Below are 22,636 nucleotides of genomic sequence, written 5' to 3' on the forward strand. Positions count from 1 at the left end.
CTGCGTTCCCAGCGTATCCGGGCACATGTAAGAAAATCCGACACTCACGGGGCCGGGGCGCTCGCCGCGGGCCCTGCCGCGGCCAGGGCCGGCTGCAGGGCGTCCAGGGCCTGGTGCTCCGTGCGATAGTTCGAATGCGCGCTGATGCGCGTCCACACGCCGTCGCGCTCCATGGCGTCGATCACCTGCTTCTTGAGTCCGCAGAAGGCGATCTTCTGACCCTGGCCGTGGAAGCGCTCGACCAGACTGGCGAGGGTGTGCAGGCCGGTGGCGTCGATCGCGTTGATGCCGGCGGCCGAGACCAGCACGACGCGCACGCTCTCCTGCGCGCGCGCGGCGCCGAGCATGGCGTCCTCGAAGGTGGCGGCGGTGACGAAACTGAGCGGGCCGTCGAAACGCAGGATCACCAGCCGGGGATGCGGGTGGTGCAGGCCGAAGCGCTCGCGGTCGCGGTAGGTGCCGTCCTCGTGCAGGCCGAGCAGCGCCACGCGCGGACGCATGCCGCGATACACCAGCAGCGCGAGCGACAGGATCAGGCCGGTGAACACCCCGTTCTGGATGTTGGGCGCGAAGGCGAGGGTGGCGAGGAAGGTGATCGCCGCGGCGGCGCCGTCGTCGCGGCTCGCACGCCAGGCGCGCCGCATCACTCCGGTGTCGATCAGCCCGGCGACCGCCTGCAGTATGATCGCCGCCAGCACCGGCTTGGGCAGGTGCCACAGCAGCGGGGTGAGCCACAGCAGGGCGGCCAGCACGAAGGCGGCGGTGACCAGCGAGGACAGGCCGGTGCGCGCCTCGTTGGCGTAGTTGAGCGCCGAGCGCGAGAACGAGGCGCTCACCGGCAGGCCGCCGGTGAAGGCGGCGGCGAGCTTGCCCAGGCCCTGGCCGACGAGCTCCTGGTCCTGGTTCCAAGGCTGGCGGGTGCGGCCGCAGATCAGCTTGGCGCTCGAGGCCGCCTCCATGAAGCTCACCATGGCCACCACGAAGGCGGCCGGCAGCAGCGCGGCGATCAGCTCCGGGCGCAGCGGCGGCAGGCTGAAGCCGGGCAGGCCGGCCGGCACTGCGCCCACCACCGCTCCGCCTTGGGCAGCGAAGCCGGTCCAGGCCGATAGCGCGATCGTCGCCGCCACCACCAGCGGCACGCCGGGCAAGCGCGGCCACAGGCGCTTGAGCCCCACCAGCACGGCCAGGCTGCCGACGCCGAAGGCCGCCGCGGCGGGCTGCAGTGCGTCGAGCCCGCCGAGCGCACGCACGAAATCGACCAGCAGGTGATCGGAGTGCGGCATGGCCAAGCCGAGTAGCGGAGGGATCTGGGTCAGGCAGATGATCAGCGCGGCGGCGTTGACGAAGCCCATCAGCACCGGCACCGACAGCAGATTGAGCAGCCAGCCCAGGCGCAGCACACCGAGCGCGAGCTGGATCAAACCCGACAGCAGCGCCAGCAGCAGGGCGAGCCCGACGAGGTCGCCCCCGGCGGTCGCGCCCAGCGGGAGGATGCTCGCGCCCACGAGCAGGCTGGTGAGCGCCACCGGTCCGGTGGAGAGCTGGCCGCAGGAACCGAACAGCGCAGCGACCACCGCCGGCAGCAGCGCGGCGTAGAGGCCGATGTGCGGCGGCAGCCCGGCGAGCTTGGCGTAGGCGAGCGCCTGCGGAATCAGCACCAGCGCGACCGTGATGCCGGCGACGAGGTCGCCGCGCAGCCCATGCTCGCGCCATTGCGCAGGCCAGGCGAGGAAGGGCAGGTGCGGATATGGGGAGGGCATCGGCCGGAGGATTCCCGAGGGCGGGGGGGTGTGGCCCCCTGTCGTCCGGGGGATTCCATCTTAGCCGTGAAACGGGGGGCGGCCCAGGCGCCCGAAAAGAGTTCGGGCAGCGGCGCGGGACGCGCGGCTGCCCGAAGTGGAGCCGGCAGGGCCGGATCCGGACGAGGCTCGGTGAGGGTTTTCGCTGCCGCGGCGGCCGCGATGCCTCAGGACTTGCGGGAACGGCGGGCGGCCGCGAAACCCAGCAGACCCGAGCCGAGCAGCGCCAGGGTGCCGGGTTCCGGCACGCGTTGCGTCGCCAGGCGGGTGCTGATGAAGACCTGTTCGAAGTTGTTGTCCTGCGACACCGCGGTGCCGTAACCGACGCAGGAGTCGTTTCCCTGCGTGTCGATGGTGAATGGCGGGCTGACGCAGCCGTAGCGCAGGTCGACCCGCATCACGTAGTCGTCGAGATTGGCATTCGCCGCCATCAGGCCGCCGATGTAATCGTCGAGTTCGGGAATGGTGATCGCGTAGGGGGCCTGGTTCTCGCCGAGGTTGTGGTTGATCGCATCGAAGCTGCCGGCGCTGGCGGTGGTGCAATCGACCAGCGTGCTGGTGTTCTCGTCGACGCACACCTGACCGCCCGACATGGCGAAGTCGGTGATCTCGGGGGCGTTGCTCTCGCTGGTATAGAGCGTGACGTCACCATACGGGACACCGCCTCCGACCGGCGGGGGGCCGTAACCCGGGGCGGGCAGGTCGCCGATGCCGTCGCCGTCGCGCTGTTCGCTCGTGCGCGGGTCGTTGGTCACGTCGAAGGTCTTGTAGACCGTCGTGCCGGCGAGGTTGGTCAGCGTCACGCGGGCCCAGACGGCGAGGTTCTGCGTCAGGCCGTCGTTGCTGTTGGGCTCGTTGTTCACGAAGAAGAACGTCATCAGGTTCTTCGAGAAGTCGAAACTCTGGTCGAGTGCGCCAAGCGTCGCATCCCAGGTGTTGGTCTTGTCGCCGGTGAAGGTGGCGTTCTTGTTGCCGTCGCTGCCCGGCTCGTTGGCGGAGGTCATCGTGAAGAACAGCTCATTGTTCGCCGCGTCGAAGGCGTCGTCGATGTTCGCGTTCTCGTTGTCGACGTGGCCGCCGGCCCCCTGGACGATGTAGATGCGCGGGTCGGTCTCACTCGCACCCGGGGAGCCCTTGACGTTGTAAGGACAGCCGGGGCCGTATTCAGAGCCGCAGGCGAAATAATTGGCCACCGCCAGCGAATAGCTGTTGCCATCGCCGTACGTGACGTAACCGAGCCCGTTGAGGTTGACCAATGCGGCCGATGCGGACGATGCGCCGAGCGCGGCGAGCATTGCGACGACCAGGTTTTTGGCTTTCATGGCACTCCCTCCTACAGGTGTATGGGGATCTCGTAGCAAATCGTGTGCCAATAATGCAAGTATCTGTTTTTTAGATATTTTAATTTTTAGATTTTTCTTCTTCAGCAGCCTGTGTAAAAAAAATCGACACCCGGATCCAGCCTACTTGTGGAGATCCGAACGGGTTCCAAGCGAAGGGATATGCGAAAGGCAATTCCTTTGCGGCGCCTTTTCCGATGGCCATGGAAAGTAACTCGGAGTTGCCGATGTACTATGAAAAATTAATTCGATAAATGCCTGAAGAATAATTGCGGCACGAATGAAGTGGCCGGGCCGATCCGGCGCTTCGTCCTGCGACCGGGAGAATGACGCTCTCGCGCCAAAGCAGGATGCGCGCACCCGAAACTCGGCGCGGGAGGGAAGGTGGGTGGGGGCGTCGCAGTGCAGGCAGCGGGGCTGCGGGGGCATAATCGGGGACATCCTTCCGAACGGGCCCCGAGCCGCGACCATGGCGCTCCGCCGCATCCCGCCCATCCAGTGCCTGCTCACCTTCGAGGCGGTCGCGCGCCTGCGCAGCGCGAGCCGTGCGGCCGAGGAGCTCTGCGTGACCGTCAGCGCGGTCAGCCATCGCCTGCGCCAGCTCGAGTCCCATCTGGGCGTGCGGCTCTTCTCGCGCAGCGACTTCACCCCGACCGCCGAGGGGGCGGCCTACCTGCAGCAGGTCGGTGTCGCGCTCGCGGCGCTGCGCGAATTGCCGGGCGAGCGCGCGCCGGGTGCATCGGCGCGCTTGCGCGTGGCGGTGACACCCTCGTTCTGCCGACAGTTCGTCATGCCCAAGCTCGAGCTCTTCCGCCGCGACTGGCCGGACATCGAGCTCACCCTGCAGGTGTCGATCCCGCTGCGCGACGTCGTCGCGGAAGAGGCGGAGCTCGAGATCCGCTATGGCGCCGGGGGCTACACCGACCTCGAGCACCGCCTGCTGCTGAGCGACGAGGCGGTCCCCGCCTGCAGCCCGGCCTTCCTCGACGAGCACGGCCCCTTCGACGGTTTCGCGAGCCTCGCCGAGTGTGCCGGCACCGCGCTGGTGCGCAGCCCGCTCGAGCCCTGGTCGAACTGGTTCGCGCACTGCGGCCTGGCCCTGCCCGAGCCGGCGCGCGGCGCACAGTTCAACGACCTCGGCCTGGCCTACGATGCCGCGGCGAGCGGCTTCGGGGTCGCCCTGGTGCGCCAGCGCCTGGGGGCGGCGTGGTTCGACAGCGGGCGCCTGCTGGCGTTGTCCTCGCGCCCGCTGCGCTCGCCCTACGCGCACTACCTGTGCTGGCGCCCCGGCGCGCTCGAGCGCTGGGAGTGCGCCGCGTTCGCGGACTGGCTGCAGGCCGCGCTGCCCTGAAGCATCGCCGGGCCGTTTCAGGGTTGAATTTTCTTCAAGCCGGCGAGCAAGAGGCGTCAAGCGGGCGCTGTGCGCGAGCCTCTATACTCCGGATAGCTGCCCGGTCCCGCGGGGAGTCGAGGATTCGGATGCGCCAAAGATCGCGACACGCCCGCGTGGATTCCGGGGGCGGAGGATCGCGCTTCGCGGCGGTTCTGTTTTCGTAGGAGCGACGCAAGTCGCGATTGCCGCGGTCCCGATACGCCCGCGCGGATTTCGATGTGCCGGCGCGGCGGTCGATGCTCGATCGGCATGGCCAGGCGAGGAGACGAGGATGATGCTGGAGAACGAAGCGCTGCCGTTCGGTGAGACCGAGGGCGATTTTTCCGCGGTGGTCAAGGCGCGCGTGGTCGCAGCCTTGAGCAAGGTGCTGCCGTCCGGGACGCTGATGTACGACAGCGAGGACCTGCGCCCCTACGAGTGCGACGGCCTCGCCGCCTACCGCGCGCTGCCGCTGGTCGTGGCCCTGCCCACCACCGAGGCGCAGGTGGTGGCGGTGCTGCGCATCTGCCATGAGATGGGCGTGCCGGTGGTGGCGCGTGGCGCGGGCACCGGGCTGTCGGGCGGCGCTCTGCCGCACACCCGCGGCGTGCTGCTGTCGCTGGCGCGCTTCAACCGCATCGTCAGGCTCGATCCGCTCGCACGCACCGCGGTCGTGCAGCCGGGCGTGCGCAACCTGGCGATCTCCGAGGCGGCCGCGCCCTACGGGCTGTATTACGCGCCCGATCCGTCCTCGCAGATCGCCTGCTCGATCGGCGGCAACGTGGCCGAGAACGCCGGCGGCGTGCATTGCCTCAAGTACGGCCTCACGGTGCACAACCTGCTGCGCGTGCGCGGCGTCACCATTGCGGGCGAGGTCGTCGAGATCGGCTCGGGTGCGCTCGATTCGCCGGGCTACGACCTGCTTGCGCTGGTCACCGGCTCTGAGGGCATGCTGATCGTGGTCACCGAAGTCACCGTCAAGCTCGTGCCCAAGCCGCAGCTCGCGCAGTGCGTGCTCGCCGCCTTCGACGACGTGGTGCGCGCCGGTGAGGCGGTGGCGAGGATCATCGCCGCCGGCATCATCCCCGCCGGCCTGGAGATGATGGACCAGCCCGCGACCGCGGCGGTCGAGGAGTTCGTGCGCGCCGGCTATCCGCTCGACGCCAAGGCGATCCTGCTGTGCGAGGCCGACGGCACGCCGGAGGAGGTGGCCGAGGAGATCGCCCGCGTGCGCGCGGTGCTGGAAGACAGCGGCGCCACCGAGATCCGCGTGTCGCGCGACGAGGCCGAGCGGCTCAGGTTCTGGGCCGGGCGCAAGGCCGCCTTCCCGGCGGCGGGGAGGATCTCGCCCGACTACTACTGCATGGACGGCACGATTCCACGCAAGCGCCTCGGCGAGATGCTCACCGCCATCCAGGCCATGGAAGGCAAGTACGGCCTGCGCTGCATGAACGTGTTCCATGCCGGCGACGGCAACCTGCATCCGCTGATCCTCTTCGACGCCAACCAGCCCGACGAGCTCGAGCGCGCCGAAGAGTTCGGCGCCGAGATCCTCGAGCTGTCGGTGGCGCTCGGCGGCACCATCACCGGCGAGCATGGCGTCGGGCTGGAGAAGATCAACCAGATGTGTTCGCAGTTCACCACGGCCGAGGTGCGCCAGTTCTTCCGCGTCAAGGCGGCCTTCGATCCGCCCGGGCTGCTGAACCCCGGCAAGGCGATCCCCACGCTCAACCGCTGCGCCGAATACGGCCGCATGAAGGTGAGCAAGGGGCATGTGCCGTATCCGGAGATTCCGCGGTTCTGAACGGGGGAATCGCGACTTGCGTCGCTCCTACGGGCGGTCCCGGGCGGCGGTGAATCCCGGATGGTCACGGGGTTTCCGTAGGAGCGACGCAAGTCGCGATCGCGGCCGACGAGCGTTGGCCTTCCGTAGGCGCGACGCGAGTCGCGATCGCCGCCGACGAGCGGTGGCCTTCCGTAGGAGCGACGCGAGTCGCGATCGTGGCCGACGAGCGGTGGCCTTCCGTAGGAGCGACGCGAGTCGCGATCGCCGCCGACGGACTGCGCCCCGCGCGTCGGGAGTGCCCGGCCGGCAGGGTGTGCGGCCACGCATATGAATGATGATTGGACGATGACACGATGACGACGATCGAGAAGGAATGGGCCGAGCGCGTGCGCGCGGCTGTGGCGGCGCGCACGCCGCTGTGCCTGCGCGGCGGCGGCAGCAAGGACTTCTTCGGCTGTACGCTCGCCGGCGAGCGCTTCGACCTGTGCGCCAACCGCGGCGTGGTCGCCTACGAACCCACCGAGCTCGTCGTGACCGTGTGTGCCGGCACGCCGCTCGCCGAGCTCGAAGCGGTGCTGGCGGACAAGGGCCAGTACCTCGCTTTCGAACCGCCGCATTTCGGTCCCGGCGCCACGGTGGGCGGCTGCGTGGCCGCCGGCCTGTCGGGGCCGCGGCGGGCGAGTGCCGGCGCGGTGCGCGACTTCATGCTCGGCGTCAAGCTGCTCGACGGCCGTGGCGAGGTGCTGCGCTTCGGCGGCCAGGTCATGAAGAACGTCGCCGGCTACGACGTCTCCCGCCTGGTGGCGGGCAGCCTCGGCACGCTCGGCATCCTGCTCGAGGTCTCGCTCAAGGTGCTGCCGCGGCCGGTGGCCGAGGCCACGCTGCGTTTCGAGCTCGACGAGGCCAGCGCGCTGCAGCGCGTCAATGAATGGGGCGGCCAGCCGCTGCCGGTGTCGGCCACGCTGTGGCAGCACGGCGTGCTGCACCTGCGCCTGTCGGGCGCCGAGGCGGCGGTGCAGGCGGCCTGTGCGCGGCTCGGCGGCGAAGCGCTCGATGACGCGACGGCGCAGGCGCTGTGGACCGCGGCGCGCGAGCAGACCCTTCCCGGCTTCGCGCTGGAGGAGGGCGAGGTGCTGTGGCGGCTGTCGCTGCCCTCGACCGCGCCCGCGCTCGGCCTGCCCGGGCGCCAGCTCGTCGAGTGGGGCGGCGCGCAGCGCTGGTTCGCGGGCGCGATCGACGCGCAGGCGGTGTGCGCGCGCGCCGTCGAGCTCGGCGGCCATGCCACGGCCTTCCGCGGTGGCGCTCGCGCCGCCGGCGTGTTCCAGCCCCTGGCGGTGCCGCTCGCGGCGGTGCATCGCCGGCTCAAGCAGGCCTTCGACCCCGCGGGGATCTTCAACCCCGGCCGCCTCTACCCGGAGCTCTGAGCCATGCAGACCCAGCTCGCCGACTTCATCCGCGACACGCCCGAAGGCCGCGAGGCCGAGGAGATCCTGCGCAAGTGCGTGCATTGCGGCTTCTGCACCGCCACCTGCCCGACCTACCAGCTGCTCGGCGACGAGCTCGACGGCCCGCGCGGGCGCATTTACCTGATCAAGCAGGTGCTCGAGGGCGCCGCGCCCACCGAGAAGACCCGCCTGCACCTCGACCGCTGCCTCACCTGCCGGTCCTGCGAATCCACCTGTCCCTCGGGTGTGCATTACAGCCGCCTGCTCGACATCGGCCGCGCGGTGGTGGCCGAGCGCGTGCCGCGCCACGGCGGCGAGGCGCTGGTGCGGCGCACGCTGCGCGAGTTCGTGCCGCGGCCGAAGCTGTTCGGCCTGGCGATGGGCGCCGGGCGGGCGGTGCGCGGCCTGCTGCCGAAGTCCCTGCAGGACAAGGTGCCCACGCTGCGGCCGGCCGGCACCTGGCCGGCGCCACGCCATGCGCGCCGGGTGATCGCGCTCGCCGGTTGCGCGCAGCCCGCGATGGCGCCTTCGATCAACGCCGCGGCCGCGCGCGTGCTCGACGCGCTTGGCATCTCGATGGTCGAGCTGCCTGGTGCCGGCTGCTGCGGTGCGGTGCGCTTCCACCTCGACGATGCCGAGGGCGCGCGTGCTGACGCCCGCCGCAACATCGACGCCTGGTGGCCCGACATCGAGGCCGGGCGCATCGAGGCGATCGTGATGACCGCCTCCGGCTGCGGCGTGCAGGTGCGCGACTACGGCCATCTGCTGCAGCACGATCCCGTCTATGCGGAACGCGCGCGGCGGGTGAGCGAGCTGACGCGCGACATCGCGGAGCTCGTCCTCGCCGAGGGCGACGCCCTGCGCGCGCGGCTGGGTGCCCGCGCGCAGCCTCGCGAGCCGCTCGCCTGGCACGCGCCGTGCACGCTGCAGCACGGCCAGCGCATCCGCGGCACGGTCGAGTCCCTGCTGACGGCGGCGGGCTACGAGCTCACCCCGGTGCGCGACGCCCACCTTTGCTGCGGTTCGGCGGGCACCTACTCGATCCTGCAGCCCGAGCTCTCCGGCCGCCTGCGCGCGAACAAGCTCGACGCCCTGCTCGAGGGCGGCGCCGCACGGATCGCCTCCGCCAACATCGGCTGCATCACCCACCTGCAGGCGGGCACCGACAAGCCGGTGCTGCACTGGATCGAGCTGATCGATTCCCGTCTCGGCCCGGCGTCGTGATGAAGCGCACCGGGCGTGACGGATTTCACACCGGGTCGCGCCCCCCGGCGGCAGGCGCTCGCCTGCTGCCTGCTCCGGGTTGATATCATCCTATGATCCGTCCCGATTCCGGCCCGCTCATCCCTCATGCCTTTCACCGCCGAAACCTGTGTCGCCATGCACCTGGGCGACCGCAAGGAGCAGCAGGACCGCGTCGCGCTGTTCGGCCACCCCAAGCGGCCGGGCATGATGATGGCGGTGCTCGCCGACGGTATGGGCGGCCATAGCGGCGGTGCCATGGCGGCCGAGCAGGTGCTGATGCGCGCGCGGCAGAACTTCGAGGCCTATGCGCCGCTGCACGAGACGCCCGAGCACCTGCTCGGCAGCATCATCGACGAGGCCCATGTCGTCATCAAGCTGACCCGCTTCACCAGCGAGCAGGACCCGCACAGCACCGCGGTGGTGTTCATGATGCAGCAGGGCAAGGCCTACTGGGCGCACTGCGGCGATTCGCGCATGTACCACTTCCGCGGCACGCGCACGATGTCGGTGAGCAGCGACCATTCGCTCGTCGCCGAGCTGGTGCGCAAGGGGCGCCTGGACGATCGCGCGGCGCTGCGCCACCCGCAGCGCAACGTGCTGCTGTCCTGCCTGGGCAGCGACCGCGAGCCGCGCATCGACTACGGCCGCGACGAGTCCCCGCTCGCCGGCGACTGCTTCCTGCTGTGCTCGGATGGCCTGTGGGCGCATTTCACCGACTTCGAACTCGCCTCGACGCTGCAGGAATTTCCCGCCCGCGCGGCCGCCGAGCGCCTGGTCGCGCTCGGCCGCGAGCGTGCCGGCGGCAGCGGCGACAACATCTCGCTGGCGATCGTCAAGTTGATCGAGGCTCCCGCCACGCCCGCCCGACCCGCCGCATCGCGCTGAACCTGCGCGCGCAGGGGCGCCGCGAGTCCGCGGCGGCCGCAGGTGGGGCGCAGGTCGCGGCAGGGCTCCAGAGCCGGGCACGCTGCGGATTCCAGGCGCCGCCATCGCGACGTGCGCCGCTCCCACGAAAATCGTCGCGGCTCCGAAGCCGCTCTGTCAGGTCCGTCGTGCGCTTCGGCCTTGCGCTGCACGAAGATGGTGCGTCCGCCTTGATTGAAGTTAATATCGACGGGTGTCGGTCTCGCGAGCCCGCAAGTCGGGGCAGGGAGAGACAACAATCAAGAGGCAGGCGACCGACGCGTCATTCCATGAACCCCTCTAACCTCTCAATATGGAGGAGTACATCCATGCCTCTGGTCATCGGAGTGCTCAAGGAAACCCATCCCGGCGAGCGGCGTCTGTCCGTCGTCCCGGATGTGGTGAAGAAATACCAGGGTCTTGGCGCCAGCGTAGTGATGCAGAAGGACGCCGCCAAGGGCGCGCACTTCCGCGACACTGATTTTGCCGACGTCACCTGGGTCGATAGCGCGGCCGATGTCGTCGCCGCCGCCGATGTGGTGCTGTGCGTGCAGCCGCCCGCCGCCGAGACCCTCGCCGCGATGAAGCCCGGCAGCGTGCTGTGCGGCATGCTGCAACCCTGGTACAGCACCGAGCGCGTGCAGCAGCTGGTCGATGGCCAGGTCACCGCCTTCGCGCTCGAGCTGCTGCCGCGCATCTCGCGCGCGCAGAGCATGGACATCCTGTCCAGCCAGGGCGCGGTCGCCGGCTACGAATGTGCGCTGATCGCCGCCGACCACTCGCCCAAGTTCTTCCCGATGCTCACCTATGCCGCCGGCTCGATCCGCCCGGCGAAGGTGCTGGTCATCGGTGCCGGCGTCGCCGGCCTGCAGGCGATCGCCACCGCGCGCCGCATCGGCGCCATGGTCGAGGCCTACGACGTGCGTCCGGAGACCCGCGAGCAGATCGAGTCGCTCGGTGCCAAGTTCGTCGACACCGGCGTGTCGGCGGCGGGGGCCGGCGGCTATGCGCGCGAGCTCACCGAAGAGGAGAAGGCCAAGCAGGCCGAGCGCCTCGCCAAGGCGGTGGCGCAGTGCGACGCGCTCATCACCACCGCGGCGATCCCGGGCCGCAAGGCGCCGCGCATCATCACCGCCGACATGATCGCGCGCATGAAGCCCGGCGCGGTCGTGGTCGACATGGCAGCCGAGACCGGCGGCAACGTCGAGGGCACGGTGGCCGGCGAGAAGGTGTGGATCAACGACGTGCTCGTGATCGGCCCCACCAACATCCCCAGCCGCATGCCGGTGCATGCCTCGGAGATGGTCGCCAAGAACCTGTTCAACTTCATCTCGCCCTTCATCAAGGACGGCGCGCTCGCGCTCGACTGGGAGGACGAGGTCATGGCCGGCAGCTGCCTGGCGCATGCGGGCGAGCTTCGCCACGCGGGCGTCAAGCAGGCGCTCGGGCTGTAAGGAGGAATTCGCAATGGATGGCTTTACCGCGTTGTACATCTTCGCGCTGGCCGCGTTCACCGGTTACGAGGTGATCTCGCGCGTGCCGGTGATCCTGCACACCCCGCTGATGTCGGGCTCCAATTTCGTGCATGGCGTCGTGCTGATCGGATCCATGGTGGCGCTCGGCCATGCCGACCCGGAAAGCCCGCTGCAGCTGCTGATCGGCTTCTTCGCGGTGTTCCTCGGCGCGGCCAACGCGGCCGGCGGCTACATCGTCACCGAGCGCATGCTGGGCATGTTCAAGGCCGGCGGCCGCAAGCAGGGAGGTGAGCAATGACCTCGAACTGGTTCGTCAACATGGCGTACTTCATCGCCGCCATCGTGTTCATCTTCGGCCTCAAGGCGATGGCCTCGCCGGTCACCGCGCGCAAGGGCGTGGTGTGGGCCGGCTACGCGATGATCGCCGCGACCCTGGCCACCTTCTTCATCCCCGACCTGCACAACATCGGCCTGATGGTGGTGGCGATCGTGCTCGGCGGCGGCGTCGCCTGGTACAGCGGCAAGGTGGTCAAGATGACCGACATGCCGCAGATGGTTGCGATCTACAACGGCATGGGCGGCGGCGCCGCGGCCGGCATCGCGGCGATCGAGCTGGTGCGCGGGGTGCCGCACGACGCGGTCACGTCCACGCTGCTCGCGCTCGGCGCGGTGATCGGCGCGGTGGCGTTCTCGGGTTCGTGCGTGGCCTTCGCCAAGCTGCAGGGGCTGATGACCAAGGCGATCCGCCTGCCGGGGCAGAACAACATCAACTTCCTGCTCTCGGTCATCACCATCGGCATCGGCCTCACCGTGGCCTACTCGGCGCACCCGGGCGGCTTCGAGATCTTCCTGTTCTTCGTGCTCGCGCTCGCGCTCGGCGTGATCCTGGTGATGCCGATCGGCGGTGCCGACATGCCGGTGGTGATCTCGCTGCTGAACGCCTTCACCGGCCTCGCGGTCGGCTTCAAGGGCTTCGTGATCGGCAACCCGGCGCTGATCGTGGCCGGCATCGTGGTCGGCGCCTCGGGCATGCTGCTCACCCAGCTCATGGCCAAGGCGATGAACCGCCCGATCAGGAACATCATCTTCGCTCCGATCACCGGTGCCGCGGCCGAAGGCGGCGAGGCCGTCGAGGGCACGATGCGCGAGCTGTCGTCGATGGATGCGGCGGCGCTGATGCGCTACGGCCAGAAGGTCATCATCGTGCCGGGCTACGGCATGGCGGTGGCCGGCGCCCAGCACAAGGTGTGGGAGATGGCGCAGCTGCTGGAGGAGGGCGGCGTCGAGGTGGTGTTCGCGATCCATCCGGTCGCGGGCCGCATGCCCGGCCACATGAACGTGCTGCTCGCCGAGGCCGGCGTGCCCTACGACAAGATCTTCGATCTCGACGAGATCAACAACGACTTCGCCCAGGCCGACGTGGCCCTGGTGATCGGTGCCAACGACGTGGTGAACCCGGTCGCGCGCACCGACAAGTCGAGCCCGATCTACGGCATGCCCATCCTCAACGCCGACATGGCGCAGAACGTCATCGTGGTCAAGCGTGGCAAGGGCGCCGGTTACTCGGGCATCGAGAACGCGCTGTTCTACAAGGACAACTGCCGCATGCTCTACGGCAGCGCGCAGGAAGCCATCGCCGAGGTCATCCAGCACGTGAAGTCGATGGAGGCATGACGCCGAACCGCCCGCCGGCTGCAGCGCCGGCGGGTTCCGCTCAAGCCGGAGGCGCATCGGGCCGTAAGGGCAGGGAACCTTCCTGTACCTGCGGCCCGATGCGCGTTTGCCTTTTCGCTTTCCTCCTTGTCGTCCCGCTCGGCCTTTCCAGCGCTCCGGCCCTTGCGCAGAAGGCTCCCGCTGCGCCTGCAGCTGCGGCTGCGGCGAATCCGCCGACGCCCGAGTGGCGGCGCACCGACGGCTATCGTTTCCCGGCGCTCGCCGACAGCGTGCGCCGCCTGCAATACACCACGCTGGCGATGCAGCTGCGCGAATACTGTGCCGACCGGCGCGTGTCCGACGACTTCGTGCGCGAGCGCCTGCAGCGCTTCGGTCGTATTACCGGGCGCGCGGAGACCTGCGCCAGCCTGCGGGATTACTGAGCGCGGAGCAGGCGGTCCGCGAACTCCCGCGCCGCCAGCGGCCGCCCGAACAGCGGCCCTTGCTGCAGGTGGCAGTCGAGCGCGCACAGGAAGGCCTGCTGGCCGCGGTGCTCGACCCCACGCGCGTAGATTTCCAGCCCGAGCGTGCCGGCGAGCGCGCCGACCGCCTCGACGATGGCCTCGCTGTCCTCGCTGCGACCGACCCCGCGTACCAGCTCGGGGTCGAGCTTGAGCGCGGCGAGCGGGTAGCGGCGCAGGCGCGGGATGGACGACAGGCCGCGGCCGAAGTCGTCGATCGACAGGCGCACGCCGGTGGCGGCGATGCGCTCCAGTGTGGCGGCGAGCGTCGGGCTGTCGAGTGCCAGCACCTTTTCGTCGAGGTCGAGCTCGAGCCGCTCCGCCTTCAGCCCGGAGGTGCGCAGGGCGGTCGCGACGCGCGCCGCGAAGTCGCCGCGCATGAGCTGCTCGACCGAGACATTCACCGTCAGGCGCAGGCATTCGCCATCGTGCGTCGGCGGCCAGTCGGTGGCGTGGTCGCAGGCAGTGGCCAGCACCCAGTCGCCGACGTCGGCGAGCAGGCGGGGGTCGCCGACCGCACCCATGAACTGGCGGTAGGGCAGCAGGCCGAGCTCGGGGTGGCGCCAGCGCAGCAAGGCCTCGCCCGCACGGGTGCGACCGGAGCGCGCATCGACCAGCGGCTGGAAGTGCAGGCACAGCTCGTCGGCTTGCAAGGCGTGGCGCAGGCCGCGTTCGAGATGGCTGCTGTCGAAGCCGGGGCCGTCGAGCCGGGTGTGGAAGACGCTGCAGTGGTTGCCGCCGAGCCGGCGTGCCTGTTCGAGCGCGCTCTTGGCGTTGCGCAGCAGGGTGTCGAGGTTGCGCCCGTCCTGCGGATAGAGGGCGAGGCCGGCGCTGGCGGTGATGCGCTGCAGCCCGCCGCCGAGCTCGAGGGGCTCGGCCACTGCGCGCAGCAGGGTTTCGGCGAACTGGTCGGCGTTGCCGGGATGCGCCGGCTCGGGCAGCAGCACGATGAAGCTGTCGCTGCGCTCGCGCGCCACCAGGGCAGCGGAACCGGCGGTAGCGGCGAGGCGGCGGGCGATGCACCGGAGGACCTCGTCGCCGGCGCTCTCGCCCAGGCTGCGATTGACCGCGGCGAAGCCGTCGAGGTCGAGGCGCACGATCGCGATGCTGCCGTGGCGGCCCGCCGCGCGCACCGCGCAGTCACCGAAGCGCGCCTCGAGCATGCGGCGGTTGGCCAGGCCGGTGAGCGGGTCGTGGCTCGTCAGGTACATCGACATCGACGGCGCGTCGTCGAACGCGCGCGCACCGCCTGCTGTCGGGCGTGGCGCTGCGAGGACGGGGGTGCCCGTTTCGTACTCCGCCACGACTGCGGGCGCGCTCAGGATGATGGCGTGGATGCCGGGGCGCAGCCGCGGCGCGCAGTTGAACTCGAGCGCGCGCACGCCGCCATCCGGGAGAGCGAAGTCGAGGCGGCCGCGGCGTTCGCCCTCGATCAGCAGGCGCGCGCGCGCGGCCAGGAAGGCCTGGCCGTCGGCGAAGAGGTCGGCGAGCGGACGCCCTGCCACGTCGCGGTAGTCGCGGCCGAGCAGGCGGCAGGCGGCGCTGTTGGCGTCGAGCACGACCTCGTCGCCGGTGATCAGCAGGCCCTCGTCGAGCAGCTCGAGCAGGGCGAGGTATACGCCGGTCTCGGCGCCCTCCGAAAGGTCCGCGACGAAGGGCTCGGCAGAGGAGGGGCCGGGGGAGGGCGGCAGGCCCGGCAGGTGTCCGGAAGGGTTCACGACAGCAGAGGATCGCAGGGGAGTTCGATGCGGGCGCCCCCGGGCGGGGGAGCCTGCGAGTGAGACCACAGCATAGCCGATGCCTGTGCGCCGCCGTGTGGCGAATAAGGGGCCGGGGTGCCCCTTATTTGCGCCCGAGGCCGCCGAGCAGCACCGCGATCGGACGCTGGTGGCGACGTAGCGGGTCGGGCTTGCCGGCAGCGGCCACGGTGGGCTGAGTCTGCTCGGCGACCGCGACGGGGGGGATTGAGCGGCTCGTAGGGCTTGGAGAAGTCGAAGCCGTCGGCGGCGACGCTGCTGCGGCCGCGGCGGGGGCCGGCGCGCAGGCCTTCGCGCTCGCGCGCTGGCTCGCGACGAGCCTCGGCGCTGCGCTCGACGCCACGTTCGCGGCCGCCGGAGCGCGCCGCCGGAGCCTGCGCCTCGGTGTCGGCGGCCGCGGCCGCCGGCCTGCGGCCACGATGGCCGCGGCTGCCGGCCTCGTGGAAGTCGGGATCGGGGTCGAAGCCGGGTACCCTCTCCTGCGGAATCTGCAGCTTGATCAGCTTTTCGATCTCGGACAGCCAGTGCTTTTCTTCCGAGCTGACCAGCGAGATCGCATAGCCGTGGTGGCCGGCGCGGCCGGTGCGACCGATGCGGTGCACGTAGTCCTCGGCGGTGTGCGGCAGCTCGAAGTTGATCACGAAGGGCAGCTCGTCGATGTCGAGGCCGCGCGCGGCCACGTCGGTGGCGACCAGCACGCGCAGCTTGCCCGACTTGAAGGCCTCGAGCGTGTCGGTGCGCTGCTGCTGGCCCTTGTCGCCGTGGATGGCGTCGGCCGAGATGCCGCTGCGCTCGAGGTAGTGCGCCAGGCGGCCGCACATGAGCTTGGTGTCGACGAAGACCAGGGCCTGGGTGTCGGGCTTGTGGCGCAGCAGGTGGGCGAGCAGGTTGCGCTTCATGCCCGAGGACACCGGGTGCACCACGTGGGTGATGGTCTCGGAGACCATGTTGCGGCGCGCGACCTCGATCAGCTGCGGTTCCTTCAGCATCTGGTCGGCGAGGCGCTTGATCTCGTCCGAGAAGGTGGCCGAGAACAGCAGGCTCTGGCGCTGCTTGGGCAGCAGGGCGAGGATGCGCTTGATGTCGGGGATGAAGCCCATGTCGAGCATGCGGTCGGCTTCGTCCAGCACCAGCACCTCGACCTGCGACAGGTTGATCGACTTCTGCTCGAGGTGGTCGAGCAGCCGGCCCGGCGTGGCGATGACGATCTCGATGCCGCGGCGCAGCTCGGCCTGCTGCGGGCGGATGTCGACGCCGCCATAGACGCACACCGAGCGCAGCGGCAGGTGCTTGCTGTAGGTCTTGACCGACTCGAACACCTGCATCGCGAGCTCGCGCGTCGGCGCGAGGATCAGCGCGCGCGTCTGGTGACGGGCGGGCGAGGTGCTGGTGTTGGCGTGGCGGGCGATGCGGTGCAGCAGCGGCAGGGTGAAGCCGGCGGTCTTGCCGGTGCCCGTCTGGGCGCCGCCCATGACGTCCTTGCCGGCGATGACGATGGGGATGGCCTGGCGCTGGATCGGCGTGGGCTCGGTGTAGCCGGCGTCGGTGACGGCCTGCAGCAGTTCGGGAATGAGGCCGAGATCGGCAAAGCTCATGGGTGCCTTCGGGTTGGAGACGGTCGACAGTCGACCGCCGGATGACGGAAAACCCGGATTATACACGGCACAAAAAGCGTTACCGGACAGGGGCTTCGCCGCCGACCGCGCGGCGGCGGTCCGCCGCGCCTGGTCCGCTCAGCGCTTGAGCGTGAGGAAGGCGGTGACCTCCTCGCGGTCGTGGTAGAGGTGCTTGATGCGCAGGTCGTAGGGGCCGACGCTGGCGAGCCGCTTGCGGATCAGCTCGCGGCACTGCTCGACCGCCTCGACGCGGCGCTTCATCGGCAGCTTGAGGTTGAAGATCGTGTAGCGGCAGCGCCCGGTGGCGACCCATTCGGCCATCAGCGAGGCGATCCGCGAGGGCTGCTCGACCATGTCGCACACCATCCAGTCCACCGGCCGGTGCGGGCGCCAGGTGAAGCCGTCGGCCTTGAGGTGCTCGACCATCTCGGTCGCCATCACGCTGTCGCGCAGCGGGCCGTTGTCGATCGCGGTGACGCGCAGGCCGCGATTGACGAGCTGCCAGGTCCACCCGCCCGGCGCGGCGCCGAGATCGACCGCGCGCTGGCCGGCGCGCAGGATGCTGTCGCGCTCGCCTTCCTCGAGCAGCATCATGAAGGCTTCGGACAGCTTGGCGGTGGAGCGGCTGGGCGCGTTCGAGGGCATGCGCACGCGCGGGATGCCCATCGGCCAGGTCGAGCACTGCCCGGGCTGGCCGGCGGCGAGCCAGGCGGTGGTGGCGCTGGTGAAGAGCACGTGCAGGACCGGCAGGCCGGCGCGGCTGCTGCGCAGGCAGCCGGCCTTCTCGAGCGCCTTGGCGAGCGGCTCGGTGAAGCGCTTGCAGAAGCCCGAGCGCTGCTTGGCCTCGTCGGTGTCCGGAGTCTCCAGCATCACCCCGGAGAAGCGCTGGCCGCTGGCCTTCACCGCCTCGACGATCGGTGTGGCGCGGTCGCGCTCGGGCAGATCGTCGACGCGCGCGAACCACGGCAGGAGCTGGCGCGCGAACACCGGGCGGCGCCAGTCGGTGGATTCGCCGAAGCTGCCGAGCGGGGTGGGCTCGAAGGTCTCGTAGATCACGTAGCCCGAGTCGGGCTCGGCGCGCACGTAGCCGATCAGGCCGGCTTCGGCGGCGATGTCGTCGAGTTCGGCGGCGAGTTCCTTCTCGAAGCCGGCGCGGCAATAGCCGAGGAGGCCGGCGCAGGCGAGCGCGGCGGCGGGGGTGTGCTGGTTCATGGGGTCGGTGCGCGCAGGGGCTGCAGTATGATGGGTCCGTGCCGGGCCGCAGGGGCGGCAACCGGAATCGGCGCAAGGCAGCGGATGATAAGCCGCGAGCGCCGCGCTGGCGAGCATGCCGGCGCTACGACGCAGGTTGAGATCGGGCCGGCCGCCGCGCCTGCGCGGGTTCCGCGCGCCGCAGTTGCGATTCGCGTCGCTCCCAAGGCACACCCTCGCGCCTCCGGAGCAGCCCGCGGGAGCGCGGCGGGTCACGATTCGGTTGTCGGAAAAGGGGATACGGGATGGCAGTACGTGAAATGGAATACCGCCGGCTGGGCGGAGCGGGGCCGCAGGTGTCGGCGGTGTGCCTGGGCACCATGACCTTTGGCCAGCAGAACAGCGAGGCCGAGGCGCACAGCCAGCTCGACCTCGCCGTGGAGCGCGGGATCGACTTCATCGACACCGCCGAGATGTATCCGGTCCCGGCGCGTGCCGAGACCAGCGGCGAGACCGAACGCATCGTCGGCAACTGGCTGGCGCCCCAGGTGCGCGAGAAGCTGGTGATCGCGACCAAGGTGGCGGGGCCGGCGCGCAGCCTGGAGTGGATCCGCGGCGGTCCGCTCGCGCTCGACCGCGCCAACATCCGCACCGCGGTCGAGGGCAGCCTGCGCCGGCTGCGCACCGACTACATCGACCTGTATCAGCTGCACTGGCCGGCGCGCAACCAGCCGCTGTTCGGCCAGCTGCCCTTCGATCCGGCGCGCGAGCGCGAATCCACGCCGATCCGCGCCCAGCTCGAGGCGCTCGCCGAACTGGTGGACGAGGGCAAGATCCGCCACGTCGGCCTGTCGAACGAGCAGCCCTGGGGGCTGATGGAGTTCGTGCGCATGGCGCAGGAGAGCGGCCTGCCACGCGTGGTGTCGGTGCAGAACGCCTACAACCTGCTCAACAGGGTGTACGAGTACGGCATGAGCGAGATCACGCTGCGCGAGGACGTGGCGCTGCTGGCGTATTCGCCGCTCGCCTTCGGCCACCTGTCGGGCAAGTATCTCGCCGACCCGGCTGCGCGCGGGCGCCTCACCGAGTTCGAGAATTTCGGTGTGCGCTACGCCAAGCCCGGTGTGCGTGCGGCGGTGGAGCGCTACGCGGAGATCGCGCGGCGGCGCGGGATGAGCCTCACCGCGCTGGCGCTCGCCTTCGTGTATTCGCGCTGGTTCGTGGGCAGCACCATCGTGGGCGCGACCACGGTGGCGCAACTCGCCGAGAACCTCGACGCCTGGCATCGGCGTCTCGACGAGGATGCGCTCGCCGAGATCGAGCGGGTTCATCAGCTGCACGGCAACCCGGCGCCCTGAGCGTCGGTGCGGGTACGGCGGTCAGTGCGCTGCGGGCTGTGCCGGCGCCGCCTGCGCCGTGGAGCGGGGAGGCGCTGCCTTTGGCGCGCCCTGGACGAGCTGCGAGGGCACGATCTCGAGCTTGTGTTCCATCATGTAGTCGTTCATGTCACGCCAGCCGGCGAACACCGCCGCCTTCGAGGCCGCCGGATTGAGCGCGTAGCAGTCCTCCAGCGAGCGCCCGGAGTGGCGGCAGGCGCTCCCGACCGCACGGCCCTCGGCCTCGACCTTCGATGGATTGGGCAGCTCGAGCACCTCGGCGAGTTGGTCACAGCCGGCTGCGAAGGGCAGCAGGGCGAGGAGGACGAGTCGGCGCAGCGTCGGGGATGGGGTCGGGCGGGGCATGGCGATCCGGGGGCATTCTTCTGGTGGGGTTATCGGCCGCGGCCACCCCATCTTGAGAGGAGTGTCGCGCGCGCGGCACGCTCGCCCTCGAGGCCCACTATTCGAGTGCGCGCGGATCTATAATCGCGCCCGCTTCCGGGCCGTCCTGCCCGGCTCCTTTCTGTGTGTCGAATCGATGAACAAGATGCGTTTCAAGGCCTTGGCCGCAGCGGTCGCTGCCGGCGGTCTCTTCTTCGCGCCCGGCTCGGTGGTCCAGGCCAGCGCCCAGCAGCAGGTCCAGCTCTTCCATCGCCTGCCCGATGCCAAGGCGGGGGCGCTGAAGGACTTGGTCGAGCGCTTCAACGCGCAGTCCAAGGACGTGCAGGTCGTGATGTCCGCGGCGGACTGGCGCTCGGGCGCGCCCCACCTGATGATCCTCGAGGGCGACGACGAGGAGGAGTTCGTCGCCGGCAAGCCGCGCTTCAAGCCGCTCTTCCAGCTCATGAAGGAAAGTGGCGTGCCGCTGCAGACCCTGCGTCCGCCCGCGATGATGACGCGCACCCCGGTCGATGCCAAGGGACAGCTGCTGGCGCTGCCGGTCGGCCTGTCGACCCCGGTGCTGTTCCTCAACCGCGACGCGCTGCGCCAGGCCGGCCTCAACCCGGAGACCACCCGGATCAACACCTGGTTCGATCTGCAGGAAACCCTCGGGCGCCTCGCCGATACCGGTCACACCTGCCCCTATACCGTGGCCGAGCCCGGCCGCGTGATGGTGGAGAACCTCTCGGCCTGGCATAACGAGCCGGTGGCCGCGCAGAGCGGCAAGACCACCGTACCGAGCTTCAACGGCATGTTTCAGGTCAAGCATGTGGCGATGATGGCGAGCTGGACGCGTGCGCGCTACCTGCACGTGTTCGACCAGCAGGCCGAGGCCGAGCAGCGCTTCGCGCGCGGCGAGTGCGCGGTGATCGCCGCGCCCTCGGCGAGCTGGACCGACTTCCGCCGTGCCGGCAAGGTCGATGTGGCGGTATCCAAGCTGCCCTACTACGACGACTTCCCCGGTGCGCCGCAGAACACCATCGCCGACGGTCCCGCACTGTGGGCCTCGGCAGGCAAGAAACCGGCCGAATACAAGGCCGTGGCGCGCTTCGTGAGTTTCTGGCTGCAGCCCGACAACCAGGTCGCGTGGCAGCGCGAGACCGGCTACCTGCCGCTCAACCGCGCCGGCCTGCTGGCCTCGCGCAGCGAGCTGCTCGGCAACGACCTCGAGAACATCCAGGTCGCGGTCGACCAGCTCGGCGGCAAGCCCGCCACGCCGCAGTCGTCGGCGCAGCCCGTGGTCGAGCGCCAGAAGGTGCGCCGCATCCTCGATGAGGAACTCGCCGGCGTATGGGCCGACGAGAAGGCCGCGAAGGAAGCGCTCGACAACGCGGTGACGCGCGCCCGCAACGGCAACTGAGCTCGCTACCGCTCACCTGCGGCGCCCGGGGTTGCGGCTTGACGCCGCGCGCGGGCGCCGCCTAACATCTACGATTTTCCGCGAGCCAGAACGCCTTGTCCGTCCAGCAGCTCTTCGCGCCGATCGCCGCCGACATGCAAGCGGTGGATACGGTCATCCGCAACCGACTGCACTCGGACGTGGCCCTGATCCGCCGCATCGCGGAATACATCGTCGGCAGCGGCGGCAAGCGGCTGCGCCCCGCGCTGGTGCTCTACGCGGCGGGCGCGCTCGACTATCGCGGCGTGCATCACCACGAGCTCGCCGCGGTCGTCGAGTTCATCCACACCGCCAGCCTGCTGCACGACGACGTCGTCGACGAGTCCGACCTGCGCCGCGGCAAGCGTACCGCCAACGCCGCCTTCGGCAACGCCTCTGCCGTGCTGGTGGGCGACTTCCTCTATTCGCGTGCCTTCCAGATGATGGTCGGGGTCGACGAGATGCGCGTGATGCGCGTGCTCGCCGACGCCACCAACATCATCGCCGAGGGCGAGGTGCTGCAGCTGCTCAACTGCCACAACGCCGACGTCGTCATCGAAGACTACCTGCGCGTGATCCGCTACAAGACCGCCAAGCTCTTCGAGGCCGCGGCGCGCCTGGGCGGCATCGTGGCCGGTGCGGACGACGCGCTCGAGCAGCGCCTGGCCGCCTTTGGCATGCACCTTGGCACCGCCTTCCAACTCATCGACGACGTGCTCGACTACTCCGCCGACGAGGCCGACACCGGCAAGCACCTTGGGGACGACCTCGCCGAAGGCAAGCCGACGCTGCCGCTGATCCACGTGATGCAGCATGGCACGGCGGAGCAGGGCGCGCTGGTGCGTCACGCGATCGAAGGCGGCGGCCGCGGCGATTTCGCGGCCGTGCTCGCGGCGATCCAGTCGACCGGCGCGCTCGAAGAGACGCGCCGCTACGCGGAAGCGGAGGCGAAGCTCGCAATCGACGCGATTTCGGTGCTTCCCCCTTCCATTTTCAAGGAAGCGCTGCTACAATTATCGGACTTTGCAGTTCGGCGAAAACACTGATATAGTTTCTGGCTTCGCAGGGCAGCAAAAAGCAGCAAAAAAGTGTCGGGGAATAGCTCAGCCTGGTAGAGCACTGCGTTCGGGACGCAGGGGCCGGAGGTTCGAATCCTCTTTCCCCGACCATAAATCCCGCAAAAAAGCCACTCAATGAGTGGCTTTTTTGTTATCGAATCAAGGGTTTGCGTTTGATTGCCCCCTTGATGCTGCGTCCCGGTGTCGCGCTGATCCGCTTTAGCGCGACACGAAATCTGCACTGCAGCGCGCCCGGATCTGACTCTCCAGGTTGGCC

18 protein-coding genes and 1 tRNA gene are annotated in these 22,636 nt (G+C 69.8%); 13 read left to right on the forward strand and 6 right to left on the reverse strand.

Annotation, left to right across the window (positions count from 1 at the left end; translation table 11 throughout):
• Positions 1-44: 44 nt before the first annotated feature.
• Both TMZ1T_RS08070 and TMZ1T_RS08075 read right to left on the reverse strand, forming a co-directional pair.
• Positions 45-1,760, reverse strand: a complete 1,716-nt coding sequence (locus TMZ1T_RS08070) for a SulP family inorganic anion transporter (RefSeq protein ID WP_012585119.1) — start codon at positions 1,758-1,760, stop codon at positions 45-47.
• A gap of 206 nt (positions 1,761-1,966) precedes the next feature.
• Positions 1,967-3,121: a PEP-CTERM sorting domain-containing protein gene (locus TMZ1T_RS08075; RefSeq protein ID WP_012585120.1), complete on the reverse strand. Its 1,155-nt coding sequence runs from the start codon at positions 3,119-3,121 to the stop codon at positions 1,967-1,969.
• A 487-nt stretch (positions 3,122-3,608) separates the two neighbouring features.
• Between TMZ1T_RS08075 and TMZ1T_RS08080 the strand changes: the two genes are divergently transcribed.
• The 9 genes from TMZ1T_RS08080 (at position 3,609) to TMZ1T_RS08120 (ending at position 13,461) form a co-directional block, all read left to right on the forward strand.
• On the forward strand, positions 3,609-4,490 hold the full coding sequence (locus TMZ1T_RS08080) for a LysR substrate-binding domain-containing protein (protein ID WP_004322881.1): 882 nt from the start codon (positions 3,609-3,611) through the stop codon (positions 4,488-4,490).
• A 313-nt stretch (positions 4,491-4,803) separates the two neighbouring features.
• Positions 4,804-6,315 (forward strand): FAD-linked oxidase C-terminal domain-containing protein, encoded by a 1,512-nt coding sequence (locus TMZ1T_RS08085; RefSeq protein WP_012585121.1) that lies wholly within the window; start codon positions 4,804-4,806, stop codon positions 6,313-6,315.
• Between the two features lie 335 nt (positions 6,316-6,650).
• Positions 6,651-7,721: a glycolate oxidase subunit GlcE gene (gene glcE / locus TMZ1T_RS08090; protein WP_012585122.1), complete on the forward strand. Its 1,071-nt coding sequence runs from the start codon at positions 6,651-6,653 to the stop codon at positions 7,719-7,721.
• Positions 7,722-7,724: 3 nt separating this feature from the next.
• Entirely contained in the window at positions 7,725-8,966 is a 1,242-nt protein-coding gene (gene glcF / locus TMZ1T_RS08095; protein WP_012585123.1) for a glycolate oxidase subunit GlcF, read from the forward strand.
• 126 nt (positions 8,967-9,092) lie between these two features.
• On the forward strand, positions 9,093-9,872 hold the full coding sequence (locus tag TMZ1T_RS08100; protein WP_012585124.1) for a PP2C family protein-serine/threonine phosphatase: 780 nt from the start codon (positions 9,093-9,095) through the stop codon (positions 9,870-9,872).
• 347 nt (positions 9,873-10,219) lie between these two features.
• Positions 10,220-11,344, forward strand: coding sequence for an NAD(P) transhydrogenase subunit alpha (locus tag TMZ1T_RS08105; protein WP_012585125.1), 1,125 nt, complete (start codon positions 10,220-10,222; stop codon positions 11,342-11,344).
• A gap of 13 nt (positions 11,345-11,357) precedes the next feature.
• Positions 11,358-11,663 (forward strand): NAD(P) transhydrogenase subunit alpha, encoded by a 306-nt coding sequence (locus TMZ1T_RS08110; protein WP_012585126.1) that lies wholly within the window; start codon positions 11,358-11,360, stop codon positions 11,661-11,663.
• Positions 11,660-13,039: an NAD(P)(+) transhydrogenase (Re/Si-specific) subunit beta gene (locus TMZ1T_RS08115; RefSeq protein WP_012585127.1), complete on the forward strand. Its 1,380-nt coding sequence runs from the start codon at positions 11,660-11,662 to the stop codon at positions 13,037-13,039. Before TMZ1T_RS08110 ends, TMZ1T_RS08115 begins: the two co-directional genes overlap by 4 nt.
• A 98-nt stretch (positions 13,040-13,137) precedes the next feature.
• Entirely contained in the window at positions 13,138-13,461 is a 324-nt protein-coding gene (locus tag TMZ1T_RS08120) for a hypothetical protein (RefSeq protein ID WP_012585128.1), read from the forward strand.
• Here TMZ1T_RS08120 and TMZ1T_RS08125 read toward each other — a convergent pair.
• The 3 genes from TMZ1T_RS08125 to rlmM all read right to left on the reverse strand — a co-directional run bounded on the left by TMZ1T_RS08125 (position 13,455) and on the right by rlmM (position 18,124).
• Positions 13,455-15,257 carry a sensor domain-containing protein gene (locus TMZ1T_RS08125; protein WP_012585129.1) on the reverse strand — a complete coding sequence of 601 codons (1,803 nt, stop codon included), beginning with the start codon at positions 15,255-15,257 and terminating at the stop codon, positions 13,455-13,457. The genes TMZ1T_RS08120 and TMZ1T_RS08125 overlap by 7 nt on opposite strands.
• Positions 15,254-16,891 (reverse strand): DEAD/DEAH box helicase, encoded by a 1,638-nt coding sequence (locus TMZ1T_RS08130; RefSeq protein WP_012585130.1) that lies wholly within the window; start codon positions 16,889-16,891, stop codon positions 15,254-15,256. The genes TMZ1T_RS08125 and TMZ1T_RS08130 overlap by 4 nt, the downstream gene beginning before the upstream one ends.
• Positions 16,892-17,029: 138 nt before the next feature.
• A complete protein-coding gene (rlmM, locus tag TMZ1T_RS08135) occupies positions 17,030-18,124 on the reverse strand; it encodes a 23S rRNA (cytidine(2498)-2'-O)-methyltransferase RlmM (RefSeq protein WP_004317117.1) in 1,095 nt (364 codons plus the stop codon).
• 299 nt (positions 18,125-18,423) lie between these two features.
• Between rlmM and TMZ1T_RS08140 the strand changes: the two genes are divergently transcribed.
• Positions 18,424-19,461 (forward strand): aldo/keto reductase, encoded by a 1,038-nt coding sequence (locus TMZ1T_RS08140; protein WP_041589633.1) that lies wholly within the window; start codon positions 18,424-18,426, stop codon positions 19,459-19,461.
• Between the two features lie 21 nt (positions 19,462-19,482).
• Here the strand turns inward: TMZ1T_RS08140 and TMZ1T_RS08145 are convergent, their stop codons facing one another.
• Complete coding sequence (locus tag TMZ1T_RS08145) at positions 19,483-19,845, reverse strand: hypothetical protein (RefSeq protein ID WP_004317121.1); 363 nt, start codon at positions 19,843-19,845, stop codon at positions 19,483-19,485.
• 175 nt (positions 19,846-20,020) lie between these two features.
• Here TMZ1T_RS08145 and TMZ1T_RS08150 point away from each other — a divergent pair, with 175 nt between their 5' ends.
• The 3 genes from TMZ1T_RS08150 to TMZ1T_RS08160 all read left to right on the forward strand — a co-directional run bounded on the left by TMZ1T_RS08150 (position 20,021) and on the right by TMZ1T_RS08160 (position 22,470).
• Complete coding sequence (locus TMZ1T_RS08150; protein ID WP_004317123.1) at positions 20,021-21,283, forward strand: extracellular solute-binding protein; 1,263 nt, start codon at positions 20,021-20,023, stop codon at positions 21,281-21,283.
• A gap of 95 nt (positions 21,284-21,378) precedes the next feature.
• Complete coding sequence (gene ispB, locus TMZ1T_RS08155; RefSeq protein ID WP_004317124.1) at positions 21,379-22,347, forward strand: octaprenyl diphosphate synthase; 969 nt, start codon at positions 21,379-21,381, stop codon at positions 22,345-22,347.
• Positions 22,348-22,393: 46 nt separating this feature from the next.
• Positions 22,394-22,470 (forward strand) — tRNA-Pro (locus TMZ1T_RS08160).
• Positions 22,471-22,636: the final 166 nt, after the last annotated feature.

It is taken from the genome of Thauera aminoaromatica, from assembly GCF_000021765.1.
GTDB lineage: Bacteria > Pseudomonadota > Gammaproteobacteria > Burkholderiales > Rhodocyclaceae > Thauera > Thauera aminoaromatica.